This window comes from Pseudomonas sp. BLCC-B112, assembly GCF_028550695.1.
Classification (GTDB): Bacteria; Pseudomonadota; Gammaproteobacteria; order Pseudomonadales; family Pseudomonadaceae; genus Aquipseudomonas; species Aquipseudomonas danubii.
Genome location: NZ_JAQQGK010000001.1, coordinates 40035 through 55628 on the forward strand (window position 1 = coordinate 40035; position 15594 = coordinate 55628).

A 15594-nucleotide genomic window follows, 5' to 3' on the forward strand; every position below is an offset into this window, starting at 1 on the left:
CGAAAGTGACGCTGTTTTCAAGGAGAACACCATGGCTCCCGCAACGGGTTATTGGCTGCTGGGCTACGCCGCAGTCGCCATCATTGCGTTGATCGTGTTGATCGCCCGCTACCGACTCAATCCCTTTATCGTCATCACCCTGGTGTCCGTCGGCCTAGCGCTGATGGCCGGCATGCCGCCGTCCGGTGTGGTGGGTGCCTATGAAGCCGGGGTCGGCAAGACCCTGGGCCATATCGCCCTGGTGGTGGCCCTGGGCACCATGCTCGGCAAGCTGATGGCCGAATCCGGCGGCGCCGAACAAGTGGCGCGGACCTTGATCGACCGCTTCGGCGAGCGCAACGCCCATTGGGCCATGGTCTGTATCGCCTTTCTGGTGGGGCTGCCGCTGTTTTTCGAAGTGGGTTTTGTACTGCTCATCCCCATTGCCTTCACCGTGGCACGGCGGGTGGGGGTGTCGCTGCTGATGGTGGGGCTGCCCATGGTCGCCGGGCTGTCGGTGGTCCACGCTCTGGTGCCGCCGCACCCGGGGGCGATGCTGGCGGTGCAGGCCTATCAGGCGTCGGTGGGGCAGACCCTGCTGTACGCGATCCTGATCGGCGTGCCCACGGCGATCATCGCCGGTCCGGTGTATGCCCGGTTTATCGTGCCGCACATCCATCTGCCGGCCGAGAACCCCCTGGAGCGTCAGTTCATTGCCCGCGAACCCCGGGCGCGCCTGCCCAGCTTTGGCCTGACCATGTTCACCATCCTGCTGCCGGTGGTGCTGATGCTGATCGGCGGTTGGGCCAACCTGCTGGCGGAGCCCGGCACCGGGCTCAATCAGTTCCTGCTGTTTATCGGCAACTCGGTGATCGCCCTGTTGGTGGCCACCCTGGTGAGTTTCTGGACCCTGGGGCTGGCCCAGGGCATCAACCGTGAATCGATCCTCAAGTTCACCAACGAGTGCCTGGCGCCCACCGCCAGCATCACCTTGCTGGTGGGGGCCGGTGGTGGCCTGAACCGGATTCTCATCGACTCCGGGGTCACCGAGCAGATCGTCGGCCTGGCCCATGAATTCCAGCTCTCGCCGCTGTGGATGGGCTGGCTGTTTGCGGTGTTGATGCGGGTCGCCACCGGTTCCGCCACCGTGGCCCTGACCACCGCTTCCGGGGTGGTGGCGCCGGTAGCCGTCGGCCTGGGGTATCCCCACCCGGAACTGCTGGTGATTGCCACCGGGGCCGGTTCGGTGATTCTGTCCCACGTCAACGACGGTGGCTTCTGGCTGGTGAAGGAATACTTCAATATGACCGTCATTCAAACCTTCAAGACCTGGACCGTGCTGGAGACGCTGATTTCGCTGATCGCCTTCGGCCTGACCCTGGGACTCGCGGAGCTGTTGTAGATGGACATTCTTTATCAGATCCGTTCGCGCCTGGATGACTTCAGCGCCGGGGAAGGGCGGATCGCCCGCTTGCTGCTCGACGACGTGGGCTTTGCCGCCTCCGCCAGCCTCGACGAACTGGCCCAGCGCGCCGAAGTCAGCGCCGCCACCCTGTCGCGCTTTGCCCGCAGCGTCGGTTGCCGCGACCTGCGCCAACTGCGCCTGCAACTGGCCCAGGCCAGCGGTGTCGGCAGCCGCTTTCTCGACCCGGCGGGGGCGCCCGAGCAGTCCGGTTTCTACCGGCAGATCCTGGGCGATATCGAGTCTGCGCTGCATCAGCACCTGGCCGGTTTCGAGGAAACGCAGTTTGCCGATGCGGTGCGCTTGCTGGGGCGCGCACGGATGATCCACGCCTTCGGCATGGGCGGCTGCTCGACGCTGTGCAGCGATGAACTGCAGGTGCGCCTGGTGCGCCTGGGCTACCCCATCGCCGCCTGCCACGACCCGGTGATGATGCGGGTGACCGCCGCCGCCCTGGGGCCGCAACACGCGGTGATCGCCTGTTCCCTGACCGGCATCACCCCCGAATTGCTGGACGCGGTGGCCCTGGCCCGCAACTACGGTGCCGGCATCCTCGCCATTACCCTGCCCGAGTCACCCCTGGCCCAACTGGCGGACGTGGTGCTGCCTCTGCACAGCGCCGAAACCTCATTCATCTACAAACCCACCGCGGCCCGCTACGGCATGCTGCTGGCCATTGATGTACTGGCCACCGAGCTGGCCCTGGCCCTGCCCGATGACAGCCAGGAACGCCTGCGGCGAATCAAGCTGGCCCTGGACCATTACCGGGGCGGCGACGACTGCCTGCCCCTGGGAGACTGACATGCGCTACGACACGCTGATCCGCAACGCCCTGATCATCGACGGCAGCGACCGCCCGGGCTATCCCGCCGACCTGGCGATCGGCGACGGTCGCATCCAGCGCATCGGCGACCTGTGCGCCGCCACCGCCGAGCACGAGATCGATGCCGGCGGCCGGGTCCTGGCCCCGGGTTTCATCGATGTGCACACCCACGACGACACCGTAGTGATCCGCCAGCCGCAGATGCTGCCCAAGCTCAGCCAGGGCGTGACCACAGTGATCGTCGGCAACTGCGGGATCAGCGCTGCGCCGGTGAGCCTCAAGGGCGATCCGCCGGACCCGATGAACTTGCTGGGCGAGCGCTCGATGTTTGTCTATCCGCACTTTCGCGACTATCGCGCGGCGGTGGATGAGGCGCGCCCGGCGGTGAACGTCGCGGCCCTGGTGGGGCACACGGCGCTGCGCAGCAACCACCTTTCGGACCTGCATCGCACCGCCAGCGCTGGCGAAATCGCGGCCATGCGCGAGCAACTGCGCGAAAGCCTGGAGGACGGCGCCCTCGGCCTGTCCAGCGGGCTGGCCTATGCCAGCGCGTTTTGCGCCGAGACCGATGAAGTGCTGCAACTGGCCCAGGAACTGACGGCGTTCGGGGCGGTGTACACCACCCACCTGCGCAGCGAGTTCGAGCCGGTGCTAGAGGCCATGGACGAAGCCTTCCTGATCGGTCGCGCGGCCCGGGCGCCGGTGATCGTCTCCCACCTCAAATGCGCCGGCGCCGGCAACTGGGGACGCAGCCCGCAACTGCTGGCGGCCCTGGAACAGGCGGCCCAGGATCATCCGGTGGGCTGCGATTGTTATCCCTACGCCGCCAGCTCCTCGACCCTGGATCTCAAGCAAGTCACCGATGCGTACCGCATCACCATCACCTGGTCCACGCCGCACCCCGAACAGGGCGGTCGTGATCTGAACGAGATTGCCGACGAGTGGGGCGTCAGCCTGTTGGCCGCCGCCGAGCGCCTGCAACCGGCGGGGGCGGTGTACTACGGCATGGATGAAAGCGACGTGCGGCGCATCCTCGCCCATCCGCTGTCGATGATCGGCTCCGATGGCCTGCCGGAAGATCCCTTCCCTCATCCACGGTTGTGGGGGGCCTTCCCTCGGGTCCTGGGCCACTTCAGCCGCGACCTGGGCCTGTTCCCGCTGCACACCGCGGTGCACAAGATGACCGGGCTTTCGGCGGCGCGTTTTGGCCTGCACCAGCGCGGCGAAATCCGCGAGGGGCATTGGGCCGACCTGGTGCTGTTCGATCCGGCGCGGGTGCGCGACGTGGCCGATTTCAAGCACCCGCAGCAAGCCGCGCAAGGGATCGACGGGGTCTGGGTCAATGGCGTGCGCAGCTACGCCGAGGGCCAGGCCAACGGTCAACGCTCGGGACGTTTCTTACCGCGAGAGGGGGATTTGCGCCGGGGCTTTACATCCGTAGTCTGATTCTTTGATCTTCATCACAGTGATGGCGCTGTGCCATTAAAGAATCCTTGCGCGGCGCCGAAGTGCTGGGAATCGCCACCTGTAGAGTCGGCCTATTTCAGTCAGGGAGTCATGCAATGAGCTTTGGCAAAACCACCCCCATCCTGCGGATTTTCGATGAAGCCAAGGCCCGGGAGTTTTACCTGGACTTCCTGGGCTTCAACCTCGATTGGCAGCACCGCTTCGAGGACAACTTCCCGCTGTACATGCAGGTGTCCCGGGGCGATTGCGTGCTGCACCTGTCCGAGCATCACGGCGATTGCACCCCGGGCGCGGCGCTGCGGATCGAGACCGATGAACTGGAAACCTTCCAGCAGCAATTGCTGGCCAAGCAGTACCGTTTTTCCCATCCGCAGATCCAGGCCATGCCCTGGGGCAGCCAGGACATGACCATCAGCGATCCGTTCGGCAATCGGCTGGTGTTCACCAACGCCATCAGCGTCTGAGCGGGCTCAGGCCTTGCCGGCGTTCAGCGCGGCCTGACGAAACTGTCCCGGGGTCAACCCGGTGCGGCTCTTGAAGCTGCGGTGAAATGAACGGGATTCGGTAAAGCCCAGGCAATCGGCGATCCCCTGGATCGACAGCTCGCTGTGGCGCAGATAGTGCTCGGCCAGCTCCTGGCGCAAGTCATCAAGAATCTGTTGGTAGGACGTGCCGGCCTGTTGCAGCTGGCGCTGCAGCGTGCGTTCGGACATCTGCAACTGTTCCGCCACCTGCTCCTTGCGCGGCAGACCGTCCTTGAGCAACTGGCGCAACACGTTTTGCACCTGCAACGCCAGGGGCGCATCGGCCAACGAGGCCATCATCGCCTGGGCGTGATCCTCCAGGGTCTTGAGCAGCCGCGCATCGGCCTGGCGCAAGGGCAACTGCAGGTAGTGCAGCGGTGCCACCAGGGCCGAGCAGGCTTGCCCGAACAGCACCGGGCAGCCGAACAGGGCCTCGTACTGCGCCACCTCGGCCGACTCCGGCAGCGAGTGCTCGAACCACACCGCAGTGGGGGAGAGCTGCGAGTCGGCGATCCAGCGCGCATACAGCAGCCAGGAGGCGAGCACGTTTTCCACCAGATGCCGGCGAATGTCCGGGCGCCGATGACGGCAGCTCCAGATCAACCGCACCTGACCGCCCGCCACCTCGGCCCGGCTGGTGCCCATGTCCCCCACCAGCTTTTCGAACGGCATGATGCGGCCCATGGCCTCGCCCAGGGTGGCGCAGTTCATGGTGATGTAGCCCAGCACATTCCAGGAATTGGGTTTGACGAAGCGCGCCGAATTGAGCCCGAACAGCGGGTCGCCGGAATGCTGGCAGAAGTAGTCGAGCAACCGCTCATGTACCTCCACTGGCAGGCGCAGACTGGTGTCGTTCAACTGCGCGGCCTCAAGCCCCGCCGCCACCAGCGCCGGCGCCGTGGCAATACCCAATTGTTCGGCATAGAGCAGATATTTGAGCAAGGGTGGGACCGAGGTAAAACCGAGGCTGGGCATCGAGATATTCCTGGTGACAGATCCTTCGGACAGCAGGACGCAGACCGGGAAAGGTAAGGGCAAACCCCAAGTGCTGTAAATGGCCGGCGACCCCGCTTCTTGTAGCCGCTGCCGCAGGCTGCGACCGGCCCCGAAGGGGACGCCGCCCTTGAGGGCCTCGGAAGGCCCTGCGGGCCTTGTCGCAGCCTGCGGCAGCGGCTACAGGGATGCGATAAAGTTTGCCTCTGATGGCGGATTTTCGCTTTGATTTGTAGGGCATTTCCGCGAGAATCCACCCGTTACATTTCAACTGTTTGCATGGCTTGTGCCTATCGAATGTCCAGGGCTAGTCTTCGGCCGTCGCTGCATTTCAGCGATCGGGTTTGGTAGCCCGCATCACTTCAGGCACAAGCGCCGCTGACTTTCGACAGGCCTTAATCTGTCGACGTGTTATGGCGGCTGTGCGCAGGGCACCTCGTGTGCGCTGGGTTTCCTGGAGTCCCGGTCTACCAACCTGCGTATGGCCGCCACCTTGATCGTTTGGTAGCGATGCGTGGCGGTTCAACTTCTCCAGGAGTTTTGCCGTGAAGAAAATCGTTCCCGATCCACCCGTTCTGCAACCCAGCCGTGAGTTGATCACTGCGCTGGAAGAATCCAACAAGACCTTGCTACAGGCGCTGCAAAACACCGCGCTTTCGCCCCCTTTGCATGAGCACTTCACTGCCACTGGCAGCACCCGCTTTGGTTGTCGGGATGGCGAGGGTCGCCCGCTGTTCGCGGTACGTGAAGGCTTTAATGCCGAAGAGGCGCTGCTGCACGTTTCATTGCTGCTCAAGTGCGCGGAAGAGACGGCCGACGAAATCACCAGTGCCAGCGGCATCGAGCGCGGGCTGATCTGGTCGATGATTCATTCGGTGGAGATGGCGCGGGCGGTGGTGGATGCGCTGTTGGATGGCGCTAGTAAACCGGCGGGGTAGGGCAGGACGTCGCCGGCAGGGACCGGGCTAACCTAAACCGGTAGTGGTACATCAAGCGTGTTTGCAATCACGCTTGTAGCCGTGTCAATTAATGGCGGTTGCGTGCTGGCGGATTTTCGGATCCACCAGGTTTGCTTCTTCCTGGCATTGCAGGCCTGCACGCAGCCGCCACCCTTGTTCAAGCTCTTGAGGGCCTAGGAAGGCCCTTCGGTCCTTGTCGCAGCCTGCGGCAGCGGTTACAGGACCGAAGGGGCGTGCCGCGAATCAGACGCGGAAGTGGCTGACCATCATCTGCAACTGGCCGCCCAGGCGCGCCAGTTCAACACTTGAGGCGGCGGTTTCGTCGCTGGCGGCGGCGGTCTGTTCGGACACGTCGCGCACGTTGATGATGCTGCGGCTGATCTCTTCGGCCACGGCGCTCTGTTGCTCGGCCGCGGCGGCGATCTGCTGGTTCATCGATTGGATGTTGGACACGGTGCGGGTGATGCTTTCCAGCGAGGCACCGGCCTTGCGGGTCAGCTCGACGCTGCTGTCGGTCAGGCTGCGGCTGTTGTTCATCACCGTGGCCACTTGCTGGGTGCCGTTCTGCAGGCCGGCCACCAGTTCTTCGATCTCTTCGGTGGACTTCTGGGTGCGCTGGGCCAGGGCCCGCACTTCGTCGGCGACCACGGCGAAACCACGACCGGCTTCACCGGCACGGGCGGCTTCGATGGCGGCGTTCAGCGCCAGCAGGTTGGTCTGTTCGGCCACGGCCTTGATCACGTCCATGACGCTGCCGATCTTGTCGCTTTCCTGTTGCAGCACGGTCATGGCATCGGTGGAGCGCACCACTTCGCTGGCCAGGCGCTCGATCTGCTCGATGGCCTGGGCCACCACTTTGTCGCCTTCGCGGGCTTCGCCGTCGGCGGCGGCTGCGGCCTGGGAAGCTTGTTCGGCATTGCGCGCGACTTCCTGCACGGTGGCGGTCATCTCGTGCATGGCGGTGGCCACCTGGTCGGTTTCGACTTTCTGGCTGTTGACCCCGGCGCTGGTTTCTTCGGTCACCGCGGACAGCTCTTCGGCGGCGCTGGCGATCTGGGTCACGCCGTCGCGGATGCCACCGATCAGTTCGCGCAGGGTCACGCCCATGCGCACGATGCCTTGTTGCAGCACGCCCAGTTCATCGCGACGGGTCACCCGCAGGTTTTCGGTGAGATCGCCCGAAGCGATGCGCTCTACCACGGCCAGGGTTTCCCGCAGCGGACGGGTAATCTGCCGGGTGATGATCACGGCAGCCAGTACGCCCACCAGCAGGGCCAGCAGGGTGCTGATCAATTGCAGGCTGCGGGCCTGGGCGCTTTCGATATCGCGGCGCTCCAGCTGGATCTGGTACAGGGCGTCGCTGCGGCTGACGATGTCGGCGCCCTGCTCGGTCATTTCCTTGCGCGCCTGCACGGCGTCGGTGAAGGCGACCTTGAAGGCCTGCAGCGAGCTGCGGTAGCCGCTCAGTGCGGTTTCCAGCTGTTGCAGGGCATCACGCTGGGTGCTGCTGAAATGGCTCTTGAGCTGATCCATTTCGGCAATGGCCGCGTTGAGCTGGGTGACGGCTTTCTGTTCGGTGTCCGGGTTGTTGGTGGTGACATAGCCGCGCACTTCATAGCGCGCCAGTTGGAAGGCTTCCTTGGCCTGGGTGATGGCCTGGAACTGCGTAAAGCGCTCGTCGCTCAGTGGCAGTTGCTTGACCCAGGTGTTGATGCCATTGATCAGGTCATTGGCGCGTTCGGCGTTCTGGTTCATCGCCAGGCGCGCAGCGTCGCCGGTGCGGTAGGCATTGCGCATCTTGTTCAGCGAGTCCTGATAAGCGCTGATGGTCGCGCCCAGGCCTTGCAGGAGCTTGATGTTTTCCGGGCTCTGGAACGTGGCCAGGAGTTTTTTCTGCTGGGCGCTGAAATCATCCAGGGTCTTCTGCACGCCCTGGGCGGCGGTTTCGTCGCCGTTGGCCAGCATGTACTGCAGACGGGTGACCCGCAGTTTGGTCAGGCCGCTGTTGAGCTGGGTGATGTCGCTCATCCAGTTACTGCGGTCGATCAGGTTGCCCAGACTGGTCCAGCCGGTCAGTGCCAGGATGCCGGTGAGGGCCAGGACCAGGCCGAAACCCAGGCCCAGCTTAAGGTTGACGCTGATGTTGGCAAACCAACTACTCATTGAATTCCTCCAGGAACATAGCTCTTCTTGATCTTGAGTTGGCTGGAAGATTGTTGTTGTTGGTGACCAGCAAGGTGTTTTGTAGGGGGTGTATCGGCGGGATGTGCCATAGCTGAAACGATTTCGTCCGCATTGTCCCAAGACAATGTTTTCGGCGATGGACGGTTATTTTGCGGGATGAACCACCCGTGCGTTGAGCTTTTTTTCACATTGATTTCACCGCTCCCCCACGGTGTGCGCCCTAGAGTCGGTCCGGTTGCTGCCAGCGTGCCCGGCAGCGCTCAATTGTCATCCGGGTTCTGTAGCCTCGCTACGCGCTGCTCAAAAAACCGGATCACCCTCAAAGGGCGGCAGGACTGTGGTTACAAGACTCGTGCTGGCGGTGGCCAATAGGCGTTCCCTGGTCCGTTACAAGAATGCACTGGCGCTGCTGGGCGTGTTGCTGCTGCTCCCCTTGAGTCTGTACCTGCTCAAGCCAGCGGCGGTGCCGGATCTGGCCCACGGCAACGTGGCCGCAATCTGGTGCTGGTGACCCACAGTGAATGCGTGGACCAACTGGAGCAGGAACTGAAACTGTCGACCCCGACCCTGGGTTACGGCGCCTCGCTGTTCGTGTCTACCGATACCCTCAACGGGGCGCCGAAGATGCTCGGGATGATCGAGGCCAGTGACTGGCGTTCGGTAAACCTCAAGCCCTGACGGCCCCCGGGGCCGGCCGTCGCGGCCGGTGATCAGGCTCAGGGGGCCAGCAGGTCCGGATCTGCGGGAGGGGTTGCCGCAGTAGCCAGCGCGCCGGGCGCAGGACCTTCATTGATCCGTTGTGGACTGATCAGATTGGTGAACTCCTCGATCAGGCGCTGGATCGCCTCCGGCGGCTCGCAGTCGCGAAACTCCATGCAGATCTGCACTTCGTCCGGGTCGCGCTCCTGGCCTTCGCGCTTGCCGCTGCCGAAGGTGACGAAAAACTTCTCGCTCTGCAGCTCGCCATTCTCCAGGTCGTGGCTGGCCTTCTGCAGTTCGGTGCCCTGCATGCGCACCGACAGGTCGACGGTCATCTTGTGCAGGGCCAGGCCCTTGGGCGAGACCAGGGCAATCAACGGGACGTTGATGATGTGCTGTTCGTTGAGGGCCACCTCGACCATCTTGGCCTTCATCGGCGTACCCAGGTCGTTGACGTTGTAGTCGAAGAACTGGTCGAACAACTTGATGTATTGCTGGGCGATCAGGTTGTGGGTCGCAGCGGCGGCCTGGTGCATGCCACGGGTGATGTGGCTCAGGTCGCTGGCGGACATGGGCTCCTTGCGACGGGAAAAAAACGCCATGGATCATGCTCCTTGTTCGATGGCTGAAGTGCCCCGCCGTGGCGGCGGGGCGGGTGGGTCAAGCGTGGTTGTCAGGGCTTGTTGCCGCTGTTTTCCGCCGGAGCATCGGGCATTTTCAGCGCGTTGGCGGTGGGCAGCTTGTCGGTGTCGGTGGCGGTGGCGCTCGGCAGCATCACCGGTTTGGTGGCGGCGTCGGTGAGGAAGTCGATCACCCGCATCAGGGCTTCCGGTGGGTCCTGGCGGACGATCTTGGTGCTGATGGCGTAGCGTGCCCGGGTGTCGGTCTTGCGGGTCTGCGTGGATTTGTGGCTCGCCGCACCCTTGACCGAAACACTGAACGGGCCCCAGCCCATCTTCGCCTCGAAACTGCCGGAGGCTTCAGTGGAACTGGTGTCCTCGGCCATCTGGCTGATGGTCAGCTCGAACTCGATGGAGCCTTCCTCGATGGTGATGTTGGGGTGACTGATGGCCGCCAGCAGCGGGATGCGCATCGACTTCTTCACCGTACCCTTGTAGACGCCCTGGTCATCCACCAGGGTTTCGTCGTAGTCGAACTGCACCGATACCGCCTGGCCGTTCTGGATACACACACCCATGAGGAAGTCCGCATAGGCTTTGCTCGCGGCGACCTGCGCCTGGATCATTGCCATCAACGGACCGGTGATCATCTTGTCCAGGGGCAGGGCGGCAATCACGCCGCCGATCAAGCCCTTGTCGATATCTGGCATGGTCAATCTCCTTATCGTTTATGCGCGAGTTGCGCCCTTGCACCTTAAGCAAGCCCGCGCCGCCGATTCAGCGGGAATCGATTACCGGTGAGTGTTGGCTTCCAGGCGGCGGATGTTGCCGATCTGCCGCAGGCTCAGGCCGTACTTGTCTGCCAGGACGCTGCGGGAGATGCCTCCCAGGCTTTCCAGCTGGATGTGCTGATTGCGGATCTGCCGGCAGAAGTGGTCGGCCTTGGGGATCTCCAGGGCCAGTCCGGCGAAGCGTTCGATCAGGGCGTTGAGAGCATCGGGAGGCAGGATCAGCGCCAGCGAAGTGCGTTCGGCGTGCTTGGGGATGTACTTAGGACGGCCGCCGTATTCACGTGTCAGGCGGTAGGCGTTTTCCAGGCCGATGCAGTCGATGAGGGCCTGGAGTGAATGGGGTAGCTGGCGAATATCGATAAGACTGAGGTCTTTCACGTCCATTTGGTACCTCCTTGGAATTATGAATACAGCTGGTTCGATCCTAAGGAGGTGTGTCGTCCTCTGTTCAGTGGGAAATTTCCCCCCTATTAAAGGGAACTATTACATTCTGATGTTGTATCGGTCGCTGGTGATGCACTGGATTTTCTTCAACTGGAGGAGGAAATATCCATGTCACGCTATGCGATTGATTTCAGTTTTATCGCCGCTCTGGAAGGCGGTGCCATGACCCGCGGTTATGTGCCTGATGCGGCCAACAGCAAGAGCGGGGTCACGGTGGGCACGGGCTTCGATCTGGGGCAGCGAGGGGTGAAGGATTTGCAGGCGCTCAATCTGCCGGCAGATCTGGTGCGGCGCTTGACGCCCTACCTGGGCCTGACGGGGCTCAAGGCCAAGGCGTTTCTCGATGGCCAGCCCTTGAGCATCGGCAGTGACGAGGCCGAGCTGATCGATGAGGCGTTCAAGGCGCCCTTTGTCGATCGCCTGGCGGCGAACTACGCCAAGGCCAGCGGGGTGGATTTCGCCCAACTGCCGGCACCGATGCAGACCGTGATCGCCTCGGTGGCCTTTCAGTACGGCGACCTGGCCAGCCGCACGCCGAAGTTTTGGGCCCAGGTGGTGGCCCGCGACTGGTCCAGTGCCCTGGCCAACCTGCGTAACTTTGGCGACAGCTACGGCACTCGTCGGCGCAAGGAGGCCGATCTGCTGAGCTCGCAGATCGCTTCATGAGCCTTGCCGCCCAGGCTAACGGCCTGGGCGGCTTGTCGGTTTCAGGGGCAGGGGATGATTTGCAGCAGGCTCGCACTGCCCATGTGGCTGGTGTCATCGGGCCGGGTGCCGGTGGGCAGCGAACGCCAATCCACCAACAGGCACAGCGCCTTGAGGGACTTGCCCTGGGCCTGGCCGATGGGCGTGGCAAACTCATGGCGGTACAGCGCCTGGGTGGTGTTTTGCGCGGTTACGCTGCTGGCATTGCTCAAGGTGGTGCGAGCCATGTCCGGCAGTTTGTCCTGGGTGATGGTGAAGCGCGGTTGTTCGCCCGCGGTATTGAAAGCGCCCTGGTCCCGGGCGCGTTTCCACAGCTGCTGCCATTGGCTGCTGCCGGCGGTGCTCCCCAGGGTGGCGGCGTAGGCCTTCAGGGTTTCGGCCGGGGTGCTGGTGGTTTCCAGGGCGTGGGCGGCGCTGGCCAACAGGCTCAGGCCGATGATCAGTGAACGCAGAATCAACATGGGGCAACTCCTTCTGCAGGCCGCTAGGGCCCGACACGAACACAGGGAGGACCCCGGCGACAGGGCATCGCCGGGGGACAAGGCTCAGCGGGCGTCGAGGTAGTCCCAGCGCAGGCCTTCCTTGTTGTTTTTCGCCGTCAGCTCCTTGGCCACGGTGTTCTCGATGGCGTTGACGTTGATGTTTTCCACTTCAAGGATGTTTTTGTCCGCCAGTTGCTTGCGGAACTCGGCCTTGTTGGTGAGGAACTGGCAGGCGTGCCCCAACTCATGCATCAGCACCAGGGCCGGGGACAGGCGCTCGACCCGGTCACTGGCGAACAGCGCGAGGAATTTCTGGAAGTTGCTCAGGTCCGGCTGTTTGTATTGTTTTTCGATGGCGTACACCTGGGACTTGAGGTTCCACACCACGCGTCCGGCGGACGTGGTGGAGTTGGCGGCCGGAGGAATCCAGCGGTCGGTCTTGTCCGCCGCCGAGGAGTTGGTGACTTCCACGGTCAGTTCCTCTTTGACGGCGATCAGCTCGTCGAGGAGGAAGTTGGCCAGATCGGATTGGCGCAGGTAGCGGCAGGCATCGTCGAAGCGCTTCTGGGCGACGGCCTGGTCCAGGGTGGAGGTGGTAACGGTGATGCTCATGACTGACTCCTTGGGTGGATTGCCCGTCGTTGGGCAGGAGTCATGGTTTCAAGGGCGGCGTGCGGGTATCAGCGGGAAAGGGTTCAAGGGGTATGGGCGGCGGGGATGGGCAAACGGCACCTGATTCAGGTGCCGTTTTTTTGCGCTTCAGCCGGCGGGCGCCAGGCTGACGAAGTAGTAGGCCTGGCGGCCGACCATGAGGGTCTGCTGGATCTGCAACGGCGGCTTGGGCGCCTCGGCGCCGCCCAGTACCGCCATGTGCTGCGGCGATTCGGCGAGAAAGGCCAGCAACTGCGCCTCGGTCTGCAGGTCCTTGAGCAGGCTCTGGGTGTAGAACACGCTGGCGCCGGCGATGCGTTCGTTGGCCTGGTACAGCGCCAGCTGGTGCCCGCTACCCTGCAACGCCATGATCCGGTCGGTCACCGGAACGAACGACAGCTTGCGGTCGGCCTTGGGCGCAGCCCATTGAGCGTTGGCCAGATAGCCGCCGATCACCAGGGCCATGAGCGTTATCAGCAAGCCCTTGCGCTGGCGCCCCACGGCACTCCAGAAACCCGTGCCCAGGGCCCGCGGGGCCAGGCGCTGGTAGAGCACCGCGGCATATTCCGCCGCCAGCACCGCCGCCGCCGGGGTCAGGGACATCAGGTACACCGTGCGTTTGCTGGAGGCCAGGCACAGCAGGGTGAATTGCGCCAGCAACCAGAGGCTGAAGAACAGCAGGTAGCGGTTCTGCACCAGGGTTTTACGAAAGTGCCACAACCCCAGGTAGACCAGGATGTTCCACGGCAGGAAGGCCTGGGGCAGCTTGGCCAGGTAGTAATAGAAGGGTTCGTAGTGCCCGGCCTCGACAAAGGAGCCGCCGAAGCGCCCGACGCTGTTGGTCCACAGCACTTCGCCCAGGGCTTGCAGGCCACCGCGCTGGTAGAGCAGGTACAGCCAGATCATCAGCGGCACCAGGCCCAGCAGGGTCAGCAACCCGGGGCGCAACCAGTGGCTGAGGGTGAAGCGTTTTTCGATCAGGCTGTCGGCCAGCAGGTAGGCGAAGATCACCACCCCCGGCATGGCCAGGCCCAGCACGCCCTTGCTCAGGGTGGCGATGGCAATGCCGACGGCGAACGCCAGCCAGGCCAGCAGCGCCGGTTGCTGCTCGGCCTGACGGCGCTGGGCCTGAAAGAACGCCAGCAGGGCCAGGGTCACCCCCAGGCTGAGCAGGGCATCTTCACCCACGCCGCGCACGTTGCTCCAGTAACTGGCCATGGTCGCCAGCATCAGCCCGGCCACCGCGGCCAGGGTGGCCGGCCGGCCGAAGCGGAGCAGCATGGCGTACAGCAGCATCACGCTGATCAGCCCGGCGAAGGCCGAGGCCAGGCGCACCGCCAGCGGCGTGCCGCCCAAGGCGCGGATGGCTCCGGCGTCGAGCCACAGGCTCAGGGGCGGTTTCTCCAGAAACGGCGTGCCGAACAGGCGCGGCGTGACCCAGTCATCATCCAGGTGCATTTCCATGGCGATCCCGGCGACCCGGGCTTCGGTGGAACCTTGCAACTGGTGGTTGCCCAGGGCGAAGAAGAACAGCAGGCAGGCCAGCAGGAACAACAGCGGAGCGGGTCGTGACATGAATTTTGCGCCGGCAGATCGAGGGGCGCAGCCGGAAGGCCGCGGGCAAGCGCAAAAGTATACGGAGGCAACTCTTAACAAATTGTGAACAAGTAGGGGGAAAAGGTGCGGTTCGGTCTTGAGGGCTCAGGCGGACCGGCTCGCGCGGTGTTGGGGAGTTGATCAGCGCAGATGACGGCCGCTGCGCCACCAGAAAACCAGCCCCAGAAAAGCCCCCGAGCAGCCGAACAATGGCGCCAGCGGCAGGTAGCGTGGCAAACCGTCGGGTAGCGGTTCATCCTCGTAGCGGTCGGTATAGAAGCTGGAGGGCACCAGGCTGGCTACCACGGGAATGGTCGGCATCGCCGCCAGTGCACCGCAGAACAGGTAGATCAGCACATTGCGCCAGGCAAACCGTTGGGCCAGCCAGAAGAACAGGGCGCAGGGCAGGGCCGTGATAATGCCGATCAGCACGCCACTGACCACCAGGGTCAGCAGGCCCACGAACAGCGTCTGGGTAATGATGTCTGCGTTCAACGAGCCGGCGCTGGCCAGCATCGCCAGCATGATCAGCAAGGCCAGGATCACGGCCATGGCCGTGACGCCGATGAAGTAGGCGGCGAACCAGTCTTCTGGCTGCACGCTGCGTTGGGGTGGAGTTGTTACGGACATGGAAAAGATCGCTATATGGGTGGCTGCTTTGGCCCTGCTCAAGGGGCGGGTTGCTTGGCGTCGGGCCGGTGGTGAATAAAGGCTCGGCTCAGCGCAAGTGACGCCCGCTGCGCCACCAGAACACTACCCCCAGAAACACCCCGCAGCCGCCGAACATCGATGCCAGCTGTAAATAGTGCAGCGCAGCGCTGACGCCGTGCGGGAGATTGAAGAGTTCGGGGAGCATCTGGGTCATCACGGGAATGGCGAACTGCGCCGCCAGGGCTCCACTCACCAGGTAGATCCACAGGCGGCGCCAGATAAAGCGCTGGGCCAGCCAGAAGAACAGGATGCACGGCAAGGCGGCGATCAGGGTAATCAGCACCAGGCTCACCATCAGCACCGCCACGCTGAACGACAGGGAGTTGAGCAGCGATTGCCACGGCGTCTGGCTGGTGCTCAGCAGGATCAGATTGACCACCAGCATCAGGGCCAAGGCCAGTCCCGCAACGCCGATGAAGTACGTGGCGATCCAGTGATAGGGGCTCAGGGTGCGAACGGAATTGGACGTTTGGGGCATGGTGGGCACGGGCTTCAGGCTGAGGA

General features: G+C 63.6%; 17 protein-coding genes and 2 pseudogenes. 8 read left to right on the forward strand and 11 right to left on the reverse strand.

The window, feature by feature from the left end; genetic code table 11:
* Nucleotides 1-31 precede the first annotated feature (31 nt).
* The 4 genes from PQT43_RS00170 (at nucleotide 32) to PQT43_RS00185 (ending at nucleotide 4195) form a co-directional block, all read left to right on the forward strand.
* A complete protein-coding gene (locus PQT43_RS00170) occupies nucleotides 32-1381 on the forward strand; it encodes a GntT/GntP/DsdX family permease (RefSeq protein ID WP_102861043.1) in 1350 nt (449 codons plus the stop codon).
* Complete coding sequence (locus PQT43_RS00175; RefSeq protein WP_102861044.1) at nucleotides 1382-2242, forward strand: MurR/RpiR family transcriptional regulator; 861 nt, start codon at nucleotides 1382-1384, stop codon at nucleotides 2240-2242. It begins immediately after the preceding gene.
* Between the two features lies 1 nt (nucleotide 2243).
* Nucleotides 2244-3710, forward strand: coding sequence for an N-acyl-D-amino-acid deacylase family protein (locus tag PQT43_RS00180; RefSeq protein ID WP_272753372.1), 1467 nt, complete (start codon nucleotides 2244-2246; stop codon nucleotides 3708-3710).
* 116 nt (nucleotides 3711-3826) lie between these two features.
* The gene (locus PQT43_RS00185) at nucleotides 3827-4195 is read left to right on the forward strand and encodes a glyoxalase superfamily protein (RefSeq protein WP_110595960.1); all 369 of its coding nucleotides are present in this window, start codon (nucleotides 3827-3829) and stop codon (nucleotides 4193-4195) included.
* A gap of 6 nt (nucleotides 4196-4201) precedes the next feature.
* Here PQT43_RS00185 and gliR read toward each other — a convergent pair whose 3' ends face one another.
* A complete protein-coding gene (gliR, locus tag PQT43_RS00190; RefSeq protein ID WP_272753373.1) occupies nucleotides 4202-5230 on the reverse strand; it encodes an AraC family transcriptional regulator GliR in 1029 nt (342 codons plus the stop codon).
* Between the two features lie 563 nt (nucleotides 5231-5793).
* On the opposite strand from gliR, the gene PQT43_RS00195 reads away from it, so the two are divergent.
* Nucleotides 5794-6186: a DUF3077 domain-containing protein gene (locus PQT43_RS00195; protein WP_253085860.1), complete on the forward strand. Its 393-nt coding sequence runs from the start codon at nucleotides 5794-5796 to the stop codon at nucleotides 6184-6186.
* 264 nt (nucleotides 6187-6450) lie between these two features.
* Here the strand turns inward: PQT43_RS00195 and PQT43_RS31245 are convergent, their stop codons facing one another.
* Both PQT43_RS31245 and PQT43_RS31250 read right to left on the reverse strand, forming a co-directional pair.
* Nucleotides 6451-7314 (reverse strand): methyl-accepting chemotaxis protein, encoded by an 864-nt coding sequence (locus PQT43_RS31245; RefSeq protein WP_442962462.1) that lies wholly within the window; start codon nucleotides 7312-7314, stop codon nucleotides 6451-6453.
* A gap of 42 nt (nucleotides 7315-7356) precedes the next feature.
* A pseudogene (locus PQT43_RS31250) lies at nucleotides 7357-8235 on the reverse strand (methyl-accepting chemotaxis protein); the annotation flags it as partial.
* Between the two features lie 493 nt (nucleotides 8236-8728).
* On the opposite strand from PQT43_RS31250, the gene PQT43_RS00205 reads away from it, so the two are divergent.
* The gene (locus tag PQT43_RS00205; protein ID WP_272753375.1) at nucleotides 8729-8902 is read left to right on the forward strand and encodes a hypothetical protein; all 174 of its coding nucleotides are present in this window, start codon (nucleotides 8729-8731) and stop codon (nucleotides 8900-8902) included.
* Nucleotides 8881-9069 (forward strand): annotated as a pseudogene (locus PQT43_RS00210) (histidine phosphatase family protein); the annotation flags it as partial. The gene PQT43_RS00205 and the pseudogene PQT43_RS00210, both read left to right, overlap by 22 nt.
* Nucleotides 9070-9107: 38 nt before the next feature.
* Here the strand turns inward: PQT43_RS00210 and PQT43_RS00215 are convergent.
* The 3 genes from PQT43_RS00215 to PQT43_RS00225 all read right to left on the reverse strand — a co-directional run bounded on the left by PQT43_RS00215 (nucleotide 9108) and on the right by PQT43_RS00225 (nucleotide 10885).
* Nucleotides 9108-9692 carry a DUF2589 domain-containing protein gene (locus PQT43_RS00215; protein WP_102878300.1) on the reverse strand — a complete coding sequence of 195 codons (585 nt, stop codon included), beginning with the start codon at nucleotides 9690-9692 and terminating at the stop codon, nucleotides 9108-9110.
* 71 nt (nucleotides 9693-9763) lie between these two features.
* Nucleotides 9764-10420, reverse strand: coding sequence for a DUF2589 domain-containing protein (locus tag PQT43_RS00220; protein ID WP_102878301.1), 657 nt, complete (start codon nucleotides 10418-10420; stop codon nucleotides 9764-9766).
* A gap of 81 nt (nucleotides 10421-10501) precedes the next feature.
* Entirely contained in the window at nucleotides 10502-10885 is a 384-nt protein-coding gene (locus PQT43_RS00225) for a transcriptional regulator (protein ID WP_102861053.1), read from the reverse strand.
* A gap of 168 nt (nucleotides 10886-11053) precedes the next feature.
* Here PQT43_RS00225 and PQT43_RS00230 point away from each other — a divergent pair, with 168 nt between their 5' ends.
* Nucleotides 11054-11611 (forward strand): pesticin C-terminus-like muramidase, encoded by a 558-nt coding sequence (locus PQT43_RS00230; protein ID WP_102878302.1) that lies wholly within the window; start codon nucleotides 11054-11056, stop codon nucleotides 11609-11611.
* Nucleotides 11612-11652: 41 nt separating this feature from the next.
* Here the strand turns inward: PQT43_RS00230 and PQT43_RS00235 are convergent, their stop codons facing one another.
* From PQT43_RS00235 to PQT43_RS00255, 5 genes are all read right to left on the reverse strand, one after another.
* Nucleotides 11653-12111, reverse strand: a complete 459-nt coding sequence (locus PQT43_RS00235) for a hypothetical protein (protein WP_102878303.1) — start codon at nucleotides 12109-12111, stop codon at nucleotides 11653-11655.
* An 84-nt stretch (nucleotides 12112-12195) separates the two neighbouring features.
* Complete coding sequence (locus PQT43_RS00240) at nucleotides 12196-12744, reverse strand: hypothetical protein (protein ID WP_249735472.1); 549 nt, start codon at nucleotides 12742-12744, stop codon at nucleotides 12196-12198.
* A 147-nt stretch (nucleotides 12745-12891) separates the two neighbouring features.
* Nucleotides 12892-14358, reverse strand: coding sequence for an ArnT family glycosyltransferase (locus PQT43_RS00245; RefSeq protein ID WP_272753376.1), 1467 nt, complete (start codon nucleotides 14356-14358; stop codon nucleotides 12892-12894).
* Between the two features lie 162 nt (nucleotides 14359-14520).
* Complete coding sequence (locus PQT43_RS00250) at nucleotides 14521-15009, reverse strand: hypothetical protein (protein ID WP_170001227.1); 489 nt, start codon at nucleotides 15007-15009, stop codon at nucleotides 14521-14523.
* 88 nt (nucleotides 15010-15097) lie between these two features.
* Nucleotides 15098-15568, reverse strand: a complete 471-nt coding sequence (locus PQT43_RS00255; RefSeq protein WP_272753377.1) for a hypothetical protein — start codon at nucleotides 15566-15568, stop codon at nucleotides 15098-15100.
* Nucleotides 15569-15594 lie beyond the last annotated feature (26 nt).